Here is a 12,903-nt window from a genome sequence, read left to right on the forward strand (position 1 = left end):
TCCGTGCGTCAAAGCATGTATTTCTCGGCCAGGTCCGCTCTCCGGCAGGCCAGCGGGTAGGGTATGCGGCTCAGATGCGCCATCTCCCGGGGGGAAATTCGTTTGCCCATGCTCTTTAGAGCAGCAGGCGGGACCAGAAGCACGGCTGCGAAATCTTCCGCATCCTCCTCAAGCCTGCTTTCTAGAATCTTCTGAACATAGATACCGGGGGCTTTGTGCAGGAAATGGTGGCCGAGGCCGTGAGCCAACGCATGCTTCAGTTCCGCTTCAGGCAGGCCTCTTTTTACCGTCAGCAGTGCTATACCGTCGGGCGTTCTGATGTAAGTTTCCGTGATACGCCCCTTGAAAGGGAAACTTCCTATTATAATATCTTCTTGTCTGGCCAGGTTGCGAAGGCAGTGAAGATTGGGAAATGTATGAAGGTTATACGCTTCAACCACTTTCAAAGCCTGCACCATCCCTGTATTCAACAGCGACACCCTCTTTCTGGTAGGATCTACTATTTCCATTCGTTAAAATTATACAACCTATATGGTACAATTTTTTTTCGAATTTTGTCATAAATATAAAAAACTCCACTCATCAAGACGTGGAGTTTTTCTCATTGGTAAGGGCCTTTTTGCGCCGCTCTCTTTCCTTTTCTATCACCCTCAGAGCCCAGTCCCAGTATTCAGCCAGGGATTCTTTTTCTTCCTGGGTAAGGTCCGTAATGCGCTTTAAAAGGTCGGCGAAAAGAGGATCGGTGAGCGCCTGCCTGAGCTTTGGCTCGAAGGGAATATTGTCCTGCTCGCGAACCTCGCCTAAATATTTTGGCTCTGGTTTTCCGCGGTAATCGGTGCGACCCAGCAGGTAGTCGACCGATACGTTGAAAAAATCGGCGAGCCTTTCCAGCGTTTCCGGATCGGGGGTACGCCGGTTTCTTTCGTACATGGCTATGGTGCTCTGCCCCATGTTTAATTGCTTGGCCAGCTCGGCCTGGGAAAGGCCCTTTTCCCTGCGCAGGGCCGCCAGCCTTTCGCTTAGTGGTTTCATTGCTCATACACCTCGCTGTCAATGTAGCACCATGCGTGATATTAGACAATAGTTTATCACTAAAAAGAATTTTTTATTCGTAAACCTATTGACATATATTGCAAAGTGTGATTATATTATTAAATGTAAGGCTGTTACAGTTTGTGACAGAAATGGTGATTCCCATGCGCAACGAAAAAATGTACCGGCTTCGTATAGAACGGGGGCTTACCCAAAGGGAGGTTGCGGAAGCGGTAGGGATCAGCCAGAGCGCTTACGCCATGATTGAGGGTGGTCACCGGCATCCCAGGAAGGCTATCGAGAAAAAGCTGGCAGACTTTTTTGGGGTAACCGTGGACGAGCTTTTTTTTGCCGAAAATAATCACGAAACGCAATATGAAGATGAATTGGATGCGGAACGTGATGATGAGAATTCAGATTCGAATCACCCGTAAAACTGGCAGCGAACGGCGGTCCTTACCTGGTGCTTTGTTGAGAGCCGGTGGGGGAGGTGAAGGCGGAGAGCTGTTTCGCAGTGCTTTATTAGAAACGACGTCTGCCAAATCGGGGGTGAGAGCAAAGAGTGGAAAACGCAAGGTGGTTCTATCGAAAATTTTCATCAGGGCAGAATTGGAAAAGGAGGGAGAAATAAGAAGTGAATTCAACTGGAGTGCGTTGGTTGATTCTTTTTAAAGGAAATGGAAGAAAATTAACGTCAGCAGTTGCTCTTTTAGCTCTGCTCCTAACGTTGTTCCCCGCTTTGCCGGCGGTGGCAGGAGAAGATGATTCCCAGGGTTCCTTAAGTATTCCAGCACCGGATAGTGTCGTAGGGGAAGTCTCATCTGTTGTTGGAAGAGCGTATGATCCTGACGGTGTGAGCAGTGTCAGGGTGGCTATCCAAAACAGCCAGGGAGAATATTTACAGGATCCGTTTGGCGGAGGTTGGAGTAACGCCTGGAAATCTATTGAGGCGACCATAACTGGTTGGAATTTTGATTCGAGTGTGGGCGGGGACGTGTATGAATGGAGCTTGGGAGTGGCGAAAGCGGCTTTTCCCGAGGATACCTATAAAGTATACCTCTATGTCTTGGACCAGTCAGGCAACTTTGACGATACTGTAGCAGGCAGTCCGTTCACGTTCCAGGTGGATGCAACTGGTCCTGTACTCAGCGATCCCGTACCGGCCGACGGGGCTGTTATTGCAGGCAGCGGCGCTGAGCGTTTTGCCGTCACCGCTACCGACGTACCGGCGGGCGTCGAGGCGGTTCAATTAGTATACAAGATCGGGGATGAGGAAACGAAACTGCAGCAAGGCTTAACCCAGGAAGGAGACGGTGTTTACGCAGCCACCGTTGACCTTTCCGGCACGACCGTAGGAGACGTTGTCTACTACTACTTCACCGCGGAGGATAACGCCGGGAATAGCAGCAGGCTCCCCGCCGACGGTTGGTATGCCGCCGCCGTGGACAAGGTGCCGCCCGGAGAAGTTACCGGCCTTACTGTGGAAGCTCCCGCTGAAGGCGGCCAGCTGGTCTTGAGCTGGACTGATCCGGATGACGGCGACTATGCCGGTGCCAGAGTGTATTATAAAACAATTGAAGAGGAGAATTGGACTCCGGCCGCCGAGGTAGAGGCGGGCGTTCAGACTTACACCATAACGGATCTCGATTCGTCAGGGGAGATTAAGTATGCGGTTAAGGTAACCACCCGAGACGGGTTTGGAAACGAATCCGAGGGCACGATTGACGACAACAACGGTCAAGGTTATGCAGCCAGGGATATTCAGCCTCCGGCGGAAGTGAGCGACCTAACGGTCAGCATTGTACCGGCCGGCGGTAGTCTGGAACTTCAGTGGACCGATCCGGATGACGGCGACTATGCCGGCGCCAAAGTATACTACCGGAAGCTGAACGAAACTGACTGGACCTATTTTGGCACAGTTTTTGACACGGTTACCGGAGCGGTATACGTTACCGACCTTGCCAACGGGACGCCCTATGCGGTAAAGGTGACCACAGTTGATGTTTACGACAACGAGTCGGATGGTGTCGTAGCAGACAACAACGGCCAAGGATATATACCGACCGATACTCAGGCGCCCGGCGAGGTGACTGTTGTTGATGTCTGGGCAGAGCCCTCTGGTGGTACCATCGAGTTAATTTGGGACGATCCGAAAGACCTCGACCTCAACCACGTGAATGTGTATATACGGGAGAAAGGCAGCGACACCTGGAATACGCCTGCGGCAGTGGCGAAAAACGTTGGGTGGTACGAATTTACCGGCCTCGACCGCACCGGTCAGACCGCATATGAGTTCAAGATCACGACTGTAGATGCGGTTTACAATGAATCTCCGGGCTTTGAACTGAACAATGGCGGCCAGGGGTACACCGCTAAAGACGAGACTCCGCCCGGTGAGGTCACCAATGTAGAGGTAACGATTCCGGCTGAGGGCAACAGCCTAGAGGTCAGTTGGGATGATCCGTTTGATGAAGACCTGGACCATATAAACGTGTACTATCGGCCTATCGGCACCCCGGGAGACGCCTGGTTAGGTCCGCTGCCGGTGGACAGGGGCGTTGAGCGCTACCTGATTACTGGCCTGGCTAACGGGCATGCCTACGAGGTAAAGCTCACCGCAGTGGATGACGTGGGCAACGAGTCCAGCGGAGTGGAAGAAAACTATTTTGGCCATGGCTACCTGCCCAAGCAGACTGCTGTTGATACCACCGCACCGGGTGAGGTTACCGATCTCACCGTTAAGCCGGCTCCGGGTGCGGGCAGATTTATCCTCACTTTAACGACACCGGAGGATGAGGATCTGGCTGGAGTAGCTGTGTATACAGCCTTATCCGGCAGCGATGAATGGGTTTTATCCGAGTGGCTTTCCTCGGATATGTCTGAGACGAGTGAAATTGCTGTTCAAATTCCTGGGAGCTTCGTCCTCGGCAGCGACAAGGTACAGTTCAAGGTGACGACGCTTGACGTGCATGGTAACGAGTCCGAGGGCGTGGTCGCTGACAACGGCGGCCAGGGCTATCCCGTACTGGGTTACTGGGAGCTGACACCCGGGCCGGAAGGATGGGCTACTTTCTCCGTTCCGGTACAGCTTGCCGGTAACCAAGCGCTCCTGGGCGATGTGATCAATCCGGAGGATGTAGAGATTGCCTACAAGTTTGATGCAGCAAACCAGCAATGGGTACAGGTTACCACGGATAACAATACTTTAGAACCACTAGAAGCGGTGTACATCAAGCTGAAGAAGGGTACGCTGGCCGGGATCAAGCCCACAACGGCTCCGACAAACCCGCCGGTGAAAGATCTGGCTGCAGGCTGGAACCTCATTGGCTTCACGGACAACCGTCCGTTATCTCAGGCGCTGAGTTCTGTTGATAGATTGTGGAGCGTGGCGGTGAGTCCCGCGGTTAATCCCGATTCGTGGGCAACGACGTGGAATGGGTATGCTGACTATTTAGTAGATACGCACTATGGATACTGGGTATACATGGACGAGGAGGGTAAGCTGGCTGGTCTCAGCACGACTCCGGTAACTGTAGGAAGGTATCCGTATCCTGCGGTAAAGTAATCACTTTTCCGGTTGTGTGTGAGGGCCGCGCTCACGGGCGCGGCCTTTTCCGCAGGGCCGGGCAAGGAAAATTAAGGGGGTGTGCCTCTTTGGGAAAAGAGTTGCTTCATAAGGCCATGCTCGTCACTCTAGTGGTGGTTTCTTTGGTGTTATCCCCGCTGGCCTTTGCCGCTGAAGCTCCGGCTCCTCCGGCCGCCTACTACGGTACAGTCGACCTCAACGGCCGGCCGGCACCGGTTGGAACAGTTATCACGGCCAAGATCGACGGAGAGGTGCGCGGGCAGATTACGTTGAGTGAGACCGGTAAGTATGGAAGTTCCAGCAACCCTCTTATTCCTAAACTGATAGTTAACGGTACCGCAGCAGACGAGGGGAAACTAGTAACCTTTGAGGTAGACGGTGTAACGGCTGCTGAAACTGTGATTTTTAAATCCGGGGACGTTCAGGAAGTTAACCTCACAGCGGTCGGTGTTGACGCCATCCCGCCAACGGTCAGCGCGACCGATCCCATTGACGGTGCTGCGGGTGTTCCGGTAAGCGGAGCTATCATCCTAACTTTCAGCGAAGACATCATTGAAGGCGATGCTTACGACAATGTAGTGGTAAAGGATGGAAATGGTGATACCGTGGCCGTAGCGAAGAGCATCAGCGGCAATGCACTGACGCTAGCGCCTGAAACCAACCTGGAGTACGACACTGAATACACGGTTATGGTTCCGGCCGGAGCGGTGAAGGACATGGCGGGTAATTTGTTGGAGAACGAATATACCTTCAGCTTTACTACCCAGGCAGCACCGGTTGGCAGCGGAGACAGTGGGGGCAGTTCCGGGGACAACGGTGAAAGCAGCGGTTCTTCCGGCAGCAGCGGTGGCGGCTCTTCCGGCGGCGGAGGTGGCGGAGGGCCTACCCAGGAGCGTGTTCGAAAGACGGTTAGATCCAGAGCCGCTACCGTGGCCGAGATGGCTGATTTGGTAAGGGTAGAAGTCCCCGCCGGTTCGGTAACGGGTAGCAATGCCGCTATCGTGGCGGAAGTTGTGAGCGACAGTAAAGCCAAGGGTGCGGGTATGCCTCTTGTTAGCCGGGTAGTGGACATTACGGTTGAAAACGGCCAGGTGGAAGGCGAGATTACCATCACCCTCTACTACGACAAAGACAGGCTGGGCGAAAATCAGGAAGCGGCTGTCTTCTATTACAATGAGGGTGCCCAGGAGTGGGTTCGGGTAGAAGGTACAGTAGATGATAGCAAGGGCACTGTTACGGTTAAAGTAAACCACCTTACTTTATTTGCCGTTTTCGCGGTGGACAAGGTTACTTTTAAGGATATGGAAAACCACTGGGCAGCCCAGACCGTAGCCCACCTAGCGAGCATGGGGGTCATTAACGGCTATCCTGATGGGACATTTAAGCCCGAGGACAATATTACGCGGGCGGAAGCGGCGGCTATCCTGATGCGAGGTTTGAAGCTGGATCCGGGCGGTGAAGAAGAACTTGCGATATTCAGAGACGCGGAAAACATTCCTGTTTGGGCGCGCGGTGCGGTAGCTGCGGTAGCCAGAGAGGGCTTAGTAAAAGGCTATCCGCAGTCGGACGGGAGTCTTACCTTTGAAGCGGATAAACCCATCAGCCGTGCCGAACTGGCAGCCCTGATGGTCAGAATAGTGGTGAAGGAGCTTGGGCCGGTATCAGGTGAGGCGCCGACATTTGCCGATGCCGACGAGTTTCCGCCGTGGGCGGAGGAAGCCGTTGCCGTGGCGGCGAAGGAAGGCATTGTCGAAGGGTATCCCGATGGCACCTTCCGGGCGGAAAACACCGTCACCCGGGCAGAGGCTGCCACAATGATCCTGCGCTTGCTGGACCTGATTTATACAGAATCGACTACTGGCGTTTGACAGTGCAAAAAGGGTGGCAGATATGTCCTGCCTCCCTTAGACAATGCCGAACTGAATTTAACCTCAAGTGTATATCATTATCCTGAAAGAACCTCAACGTAGATACTTCTAATTTTACCGGTAAAATGGAGAAAGTATACAGCACCTTCTTTAAGATCGAACCAAACAGGGTGGTAGGTAGAAGCAATCGTCCGGGCCATTCCGGTAAGCGAAGGTAAAAAAACCCGCTGGCATTAAGTACTCCAGCGGGGATTTTTTTATTTCTCCGGTAAAGTGAGGCTCCAGCTGCGATACCCGCCGCTCAGGTGTCCCAGGTCAGAGAAACCTTTATCCTTCAAGACCCTGTAAGCCAGGTAAGAACGGTAGCCGATACCGCAGTACAGGACGGTTTTCCGGTGAGGATCCAGTTCTCCGATTCTCTTGCGCAGGTCGTCCACGGGTATATTGACGGCCGTGGGTATATGGCCTTCGCGATATTCATCCGGCGTTCGTACGTCTACCAACTGTAAGTCTTCGCCTTTTTCCAAGGCTTCAGCCAAGTCGGCGGCGGTCCATACCTCCACCTCGCCCCTTAAAATGTTGGCAGCAGCCATGCCGGCTATGATTACGGGATCTTTGGCTGAGGAATATGGCGGGGCATAGGCCAGATCCAGATCCTCCAGGTCATAGACAGTAAGCTGGCTGTAGATAGCCGTGGCGAGAACGTCTATACGTTTATCCACTCCTTTGGGTCCCACAATCTGTCCCCCAAGGAGGCGGCCGGTACTCTTTTCAAAGATAACTTTAACCATCATGGTCTCTGCCCCCGGGTAATAGCCGGCGTGATCGGGGGAATGGGTATAAGAGACCTGGTAATCAAAGCCTGCGTCCCTGGCTTCCCTTTCATTGAGCCCCGTTTTGGCGGCGGTAAGCTTGCCCACTTTCACGATACTGGTACCGTAAGCTCCCTTGAATTCCAGATCACCCCCGGCAGCGTTAGCGCCGGCCACCCGTCCCTGTTTGTTGGCTGGACCGGCCAGGGGAATGCGAACCTTCTTGCCGCTGACCAGGTGATAGATTTCCACGACGTCACCGGCGGCATAGATGTCAGGATTGCTGGTGCGCATGCGAGTATCCACGACAATACCGCCTTTTTCTCCGATGGCCAGGCCCGCCTTTTCAGCCAGCTCGGTGTTGGGCTTGACCCCTACGGCAAGGATGACTAGGGGAGCGGAGATAATCTTGCCGCTGGCCAACTGAACGCCGTTAACTTCACCCGTGCCCAGGAATTTGGCTACCCCGTCGTTGAGGTGAATTTCTACCCCCAGTTGCCTGAGGTGCTTTACCAAGGGAACGGTCATTTCCTGGTCAAAGGCGGGCATGACCTGGGGAAGCATTTCTACCAAGTGAACTTTGATACCGTACTTCAGCAAGTTTTCTACCGCTTCCAGGCCGATGAAGCCACCTCCTACTACTACTGCTTGCTGAGGTTTGTTTTGTTGAATAAAAGCTTTAACCGCGTCGGCATCAGGAACAGTCCATAAGTGATAGACGTTATTCAGGTTAACACCTTCTATAGGGGGCTTGATAGGACTTGCCCCGGTTGCAATAATCAGTTTGTCATACGTTTCTATGAAGGTGTTACCGGTGAAATGGTCAACAACTTCCACTTTTCTTTCCTCGGGGTTTATAGCTGTCACCTCATGGTTAACTCTGACGTCAATGTTAAATCGCTGCCGGAACCGTTCTGGAGTTACGAGGAAGAGTTCGTTACGCTCTTTAATCTGATGACCTACATAATATGGGAGACCGCAATTAGCAAAGGAGACATACGGTCCTTTTTCAAATATGATGATGCGGGCTTGTTCGTCTGTGCGGCGGGCTTTGGCAGCAGCTCCTGCTCCGGCAGCCACACCTCCGATGATAACTATTTTTTTGGAAATCGTTCATCACCTCTGCTTTTTTTGATGTATTGAATTTAATTATGTTATGTTTTGCGCTAGCTCAACAGCCTTTATGGAGTATTATAGTAACAAATGCTTCAGGGGTAAAGAATTTTATTCCAATTAACAAGGGAAGCAGGTTTGTCCTGCCTCCCTGCTTAATTGATTAGTTGTACTGTTGAAGAAATGCAAGTTGATTGAATACGGATCTTGTTCGGGTACACATTGGGGAATTAATTTTTACTTGCCTTATCCAGAGCAGTTACCAGTTCTTTTTCCACCTGTGAAGCAAAATTGCGCAGTTCAGCATCATCAAGCATGTCTACCAGTGCTGTGGGGCGAACCATCCCGATTTTGGTCCGTCCATCCTCTACGTAGACTACTATCTTGCAGGGCAAAAAGTATCCGACGCGTATGTTGGTTTCGAGAGCTTTTTTGGCATGGTGGGGGTTGCAGACCTCCAGGACCCGCAGTTTTCCCTGGTACTCAACCCCTTTTTCCTTTAGCTTTTCGGGCACGTCCAGTTCCCAAAGAACACCGAATTTGGCCTCACTTAGGGTTTGCTTTAGGTCAGTGATGGCCTGGGAAAAGTCTTTGTTTGTGTCTACAGTATAATCGAACAATGCAATCCCCCCCTGGTTTTTTTATAGTTTGTTGAAAAACAAGTGAATTGATACCTTCTGTTGGCTCTGGCTTGTATTTTTTAGCCGAACAGCCAGAAGTTTTTGTTTATGCTTAACTATAGTTTAAGCGATGGTTGTTTATAGTTGGTGAAGAAGAAGTGTAGAAACTTTGAAAAATTTGTGAACGTGAAAGGTCTGCCGGTAAGTTCGCGGCATTTTTTATGATTGACATACGGGATATTGTAGCCTATAATATCGATAATCGATATCGTGAGTTGATATAAAAAGGAGGATGCCATGAAGGAACAAATCTTGCGCAAACTTTTCCTGGGTTTTGTACAGCTTCACATACTTTATCACGCGGAAAAAGAGCCCATTTTCGGGAGGGCAATGATTGAGGAACTGAAAAGACACGGTTATGAAATTAGCGCCGGTACTCTCTACCCGCTTCTTCATAACCTGGAAGCAAGCGGGCTTTTGGCGAAGCGGGAAGAAATTGTGGAAGGCAAGGTTAGGAAATACTATACCATTACGGAAGAGGGGAAGGTGGTTTTGGACGAGGCTAGAGAGAAGGCGTTGGAACTGGTCAGGGAGATAGCGGAGAAATGAGGGGTGAGGTAATGTTTGAGCTGCGGAAGGTAAGATATAAAAACGTGCTGTTCATTGACGAGCTGGCCATACCGCCCCGCAAAGTAACCTGTATCGTGGGGGGGAGCGGTAGCGGGAAAACCACGCTTTTGAAACTTCTCAACCATATGATAAGCTGTGACAGCGGTGACGTTTTTTTTGAAGGCAGAAACGTTAGGGAGCTGGACCCGGTGAAACTACGCCGCCGCGTAGTTATGCTGCCCCAGAATCCGACCATCTTTCCCGGCACGATAAAAGATAATTTAATCCAGGGGTTTATCTTTTCCGAGATTCCGGTAGCTCCTGATGAAGAGCTGAGAAAAGCTTTGCAAATGGTTAAATTGGACAAGGAACTTCACGTTGCCGCGGCCGATTTGTCAGGTGGAGAGAAGCAGCGCTTGGCTCTGGCCAGGATTCTTCTCCTGGAGCCGGAGGTCTTGCTTTTGGACGAGCCTTCTTCTGCCCTGGATGAAGAAACGGAGGAGCATGTAATAAAGAGACTGGTGGAATATGTGAAGTCCGGAGGAAGAACTCTCATCATGGTAACTCATTCCAAGCAAATGGCCCAAAATTACGGGGAATATATCGTGACGTTGGAAGAGGGAAGGGTTGTCAAGGTGGGGGTTAACACCGCCGCCGGAACGCTGGCTTAAGCGGAGGAGGAGTTAAGGTGGAGCAGATTATTAATATCGGTACGTTTCAACTTATGGCGGCATATGTTTTTATACTCATTCTTTTGTTAATGGTACGCGGGCGGAGAATCGGTTACGAGAAAGAGATAATCCTGGCCGCCGCCCGCATGACCATACAGTTAATCTTGGTAGGATATATTTTGACTTTTATTTTCGACCAAGAGCATGTCCTTTTGACCATTTCCGTTTTTGTCGTCATGGAGGCTTTTGCCATCCAGAATATCTTCAGCAGGGTTAAATCCAGGATACCCCTGCGGTTGAAGAAAATTGTGGCCCTTTCCATGATTTTGGGGACGTCAGTCAGCCTGGGCTATTTTCTGGTGGTGGTAATAAACCTGCAACCCTGGTATGAGGCTCAGTATTTTATTCCGATAGCGGGAATGATAATCGGTAATTCCATGACCGGGGTGTCTTTAGGGGTGGAGAGGCTGATTAGTGGAATGAAGAATAAGAGAGAACAGGTGGAAGGAGCTTTGATGTTAGGGGCAACCCCCAAGATGGCGGCCCAGAGTATAGTAAATGATGCCTTCGCCGCTGCCATTCTTCCGACTATTAACTCAATGGTAGGTATGGGCATCGTATTCTTACCCGGGATGATGACCGGGCAGATACTTTCGGGCGTTTCTCCCCTGACTGCTATTGAATACCAGATTGCTATCATGTTGGGAATCCTGGGCAGTGTATCGCTTACTGTATTTATGCTGGTACAATTGGGATATAAGGCTTTCTTTAATGAAAGAAGTCAGCTGGAGCTACCTGGAGGGGATGGATAGGTCGCATTTCAACAGGGTAAACTGTTTATGAAAATGAAGGAAGTTGAAGAGCCCCGCCCGTAACGCGGGGCTCTAAGTTTATACTTCTCGTCACCCGGCTTATTGTAAAAGCCGCTTGAGTATTTTCCCGCCCGGGCCTTTAGGCAGGCTGTCGGTGAATTCGATAATTTCAGGAATCTTATACTGGGCCAAGCGTTCTTTCAAGTATTTTATAATTTCCTGGCGTTCCAGGGTATGTCCCTCTTCCGGTACTATCACGGCTTTGACTGTTTCCCCTTTTACGGGATGGGGAACACCGATTACGGCAGCTTCGGCAACGCCCGGATAAGACAGCAGGAGTTCTTCTACTTCTCTGGGATAAACGTTGAAGCCGGCGGTAATGATCAATTCTTTTTTGCGCCCTGCGATAAAGAAATAACCGTCTTCATCGCGGCGTGCCAGGTCGCCGGTGTGAAGCCAACCATCTTTGAGGGTCTCCCGGGTGTCGGCCTCCCGGCGGTAATACCCTTTCATAACATTGGGCCCGCGTACTACCAGCTCACCTACCTCACCCGGCGGCAGTTCACGGCCCGTTTCATCTATTACTTTAGCTTCTACATCTGGTATGGAAACGCCGATGGAGCCTGCTTTTCTTTTACCGTAAATTGGATTAAGGCATACCACCGGTGAAGCTTCGGTGAGTCCGTAACCCTCTACAATAGAAACACCGAACTTCTCTTCGAAACCCCGCTGTACTTCGCCGGGGAGCGCTGCTCCGCCGGATATTACCAGCCAGAGTTTAGGAAAAGTATTCCGAGGACTCATTTTTTGTAATACGGCGAACATGCTGGGAACACCGCAGAAAATAGTAATATCTTTATTGGCAAGAGTATCTAGGACCTCTTTGGGGCGAAAAGCGTCTAAAATAGTAATCTTGGCGCCTAAATATAGGGGAGTTAAAACACATACTGTCCACCCGAAGCTGTGGAACATAGGTAATACGGCAAGAAAATTTTCTTCCGGTCCAAGTTTTGAAAAATCTTTTAAGGACTTGACATTGCTAACAAAGTTACGGTGAGAAAGCATAACTCCTTTGGGATGACCGGTAGTACCCGAGGTGTAGAGAAAAGTACATACCTGATCATCATCAACTTCAGGAAAAGAAGTGAGTGGTTGGGAAAGAATTTGACTTTTGGTCTTTTCATCTAGAGGTACTGCTTGTGTAGGGGAATTTGAAACTAAGGCTGACAGTTTGTTGGCCATATCCGGCTGGGTTAACAATATGCGTGGTGCGGCATCTTTGACGATATAGACAATTTCCTCCGGAGTGAGCATCAGGTTCAGAGGAACGGCTACTCCGCCGGCTTTGGTTATGCCAAGGTAAGCAAAAATAAATTCTGGACAGTTTGGAAGCGCTAAGGCAACCCTGTCACCGGGCTGGATGCCCTGGGAGATAAAGTAGGAAGCGTAAGCATTAACAGCCTTGTTTAATTCCGCGTAAGATATTCGGGTATTTTGATACTCTAAGGCCGTACGTTCCGTTGCTTCCGCATGAAGAGCGGCGAGGTCATGAATTTTCATTTCTATCTCTCTCCCTTTAAAAGTTTAGTATGGCCCAATATAGTGCAGGAATGTACTCGGTAATTTGGAATTCGTCAACAAGCCTTTTTTTCCTCTTTTTTGGAACTGAAAGTGCCTTGTTTTTATTCGCAAATGGGACTGAGGGGCTGTCAATAACTTGACAAAATGTCACCCCAAAAAGGGGTTAATTATCGTGAGAAAATGTCACTTTTATAGTGAA

At 50.5% G+C, this 12,903-nt stretch carries 11 protein-coding genes; 6 read left to right on the forward strand and 5 right to left on the reverse strand.

Going from position 1 to position 12,903, the window contains the following annotated elements; all coding sequences use genetic code 11:
* Positions 1 to 8: 8 nt before the first annotated feature.
* The gene (locus KKC1_RS01520; RefSeq protein WP_143288650.1) at positions 9 to 470 is read right to left on the reverse strand and encodes an ImmA/IrrE family metallo-endopeptidase; all 462 of its coding nucleotides are present in this window, start codon (positions 468 to 470) and stop codon (positions 9 to 11) included.
* Between the two features lie 112 nt (positions 471 to 582).
* Positions 583 to 1,032 (reverse strand): helix-turn-helix domain-containing protein, encoded by a 450-nt coding sequence (locus KKC1_RS01525; RefSeq protein ID WP_088552753.1) that lies wholly within the window; start codon positions 1,030 to 1,032, stop codon positions 583 to 585.
* A gap of 152 nt (positions 1,033 to 1,184) precedes the next feature.
* Here KKC1_RS01525 and KKC1_RS01530 point away from each other — a divergent pair, with 152 nt between their 5' ends.
* From KKC1_RS01530 to KKC1_RS01545, 3 genes are all read left to right on the forward strand, one after another.
* Positions 1,185 to 1,466: a helix-turn-helix transcriptional regulator gene (locus tag KKC1_RS01530; RefSeq protein ID WP_088552765.1), complete on the forward strand. Its 282-nt coding sequence runs from the start codon at positions 1,185 to 1,187 to the stop codon at positions 1,464 to 1,466.
* Positions 1,467 to 1,666: 200 nt separating this feature from the next.
* Positions 1,667 to 4,597 carry a fibronectin type III domain-containing protein gene (locus KKC1_RS01540; protein WP_088552755.1) on the forward strand — a complete coding sequence of 977 codons (2,931 nt, stop codon included), beginning with the start codon at positions 1,667 to 1,669 and terminating at the stop codon, positions 4,595 to 4,597.
* Between the two features lie 89 nt (positions 4,598 to 4,686).
* On the forward strand, positions 4,687 to 6,486 hold the full coding sequence (locus KKC1_RS01545) for an S-layer homology domain-containing protein (protein WP_088552756.1): 1,800 nt from the start codon (positions 4,687 to 4,689) through the stop codon (positions 6,484 to 6,486).
* A gap of 257 nt (positions 6,487 to 6,743) precedes the next feature.
* Here KKC1_RS01545 and KKC1_RS01550 read toward each other — a convergent pair whose 3' ends face one another.
* Both KKC1_RS01550 and KKC1_RS01555 read right to left on the reverse strand, forming a co-directional pair.
* On the reverse strand, positions 6,744 to 8,408 hold the full coding sequence (locus KKC1_RS01550) for an FAD-dependent oxidoreductase (RefSeq protein ID WP_088552757.1): 1,665 nt from the start codon (positions 8,406 to 8,408) through the stop codon (positions 6,744 to 6,746).
* 233 nt (positions 8,409 to 8,641) lie between these two features.
* Complete coding sequence (locus KKC1_RS01555; protein WP_088552758.1) at positions 8,642 to 9,031, reverse strand: DUF302 domain-containing protein; 390 nt, start codon at positions 9,029 to 9,031, stop codon at positions 8,642 to 8,644.
* A 297-nt stretch (positions 9,032 to 9,328) separates the two neighbouring features.
* Between KKC1_RS01555 and KKC1_RS01560 the strand changes: the two genes are divergently transcribed.
* Genes KKC1_RS01560 through KKC1_RS01570 form a run of 3 tightly spaced genes read left to right on the forward strand, consistent with a single transcriptional unit; the run spans position 9,329 to position 11,123 of the window.
* Positions 9,329 to 9,640 carry a PadR family transcriptional regulator gene (locus tag KKC1_RS01560; RefSeq protein WP_088552759.1) on the forward strand — a complete coding sequence of 104 codons (312 nt, stop codon included), beginning with the start codon at positions 9,329 to 9,331 and terminating at the stop codon, positions 9,638 to 9,640.
* The gene (locus KKC1_RS01565; protein WP_238134162.1) at positions 9,637 to 10,311 is read left to right on the forward strand and encodes an ABC transporter ATP-binding protein; all 675 of its coding nucleotides are present in this window, start codon (positions 9,637 to 9,639) and stop codon (positions 10,309 to 10,311) included. Before KKC1_RS01560 ends, KKC1_RS01565 begins: the two co-directional genes overlap by 4 nt.
* A gap of 17 nt (positions 10,312 to 10,328) precedes the next feature.
* On the forward strand, positions 10,329 to 11,123 hold the full coding sequence (locus tag KKC1_RS01570; protein WP_088552760.1) for an ABC transporter permease: 795 nt from the start codon (positions 10,329 to 10,331) through the stop codon (positions 11,121 to 11,123).
* A 99-nt stretch (positions 11,124 to 11,222) separates the two neighbouring features.
* Here KKC1_RS01570 and KKC1_RS01575 read toward each other — a convergent pair whose 3' ends face one another.
* The gene (locus tag KKC1_RS01575; protein ID WP_088552761.1) at positions 11,223 to 12,683 is read right to left on the reverse strand and encodes a long-chain-fatty-acid--CoA ligase; all 1,461 of its coding nucleotides are present in this window, start codon (positions 12,681 to 12,683) and stop codon (positions 11,223 to 11,225) included.
* Positions 12,684 to 12,903: the final 220 nt, after the last annotated feature.

Origin of the sequence: Calderihabitans maritimus, assembly GCF_002207765.1 — a bacterium.
GTDB classification, from domain to species: Bacteria; Bacillota; KKC1; order Calderihabitantales; family Calderihabitantaceae; genus Calderihabitans; species Calderihabitans maritimus.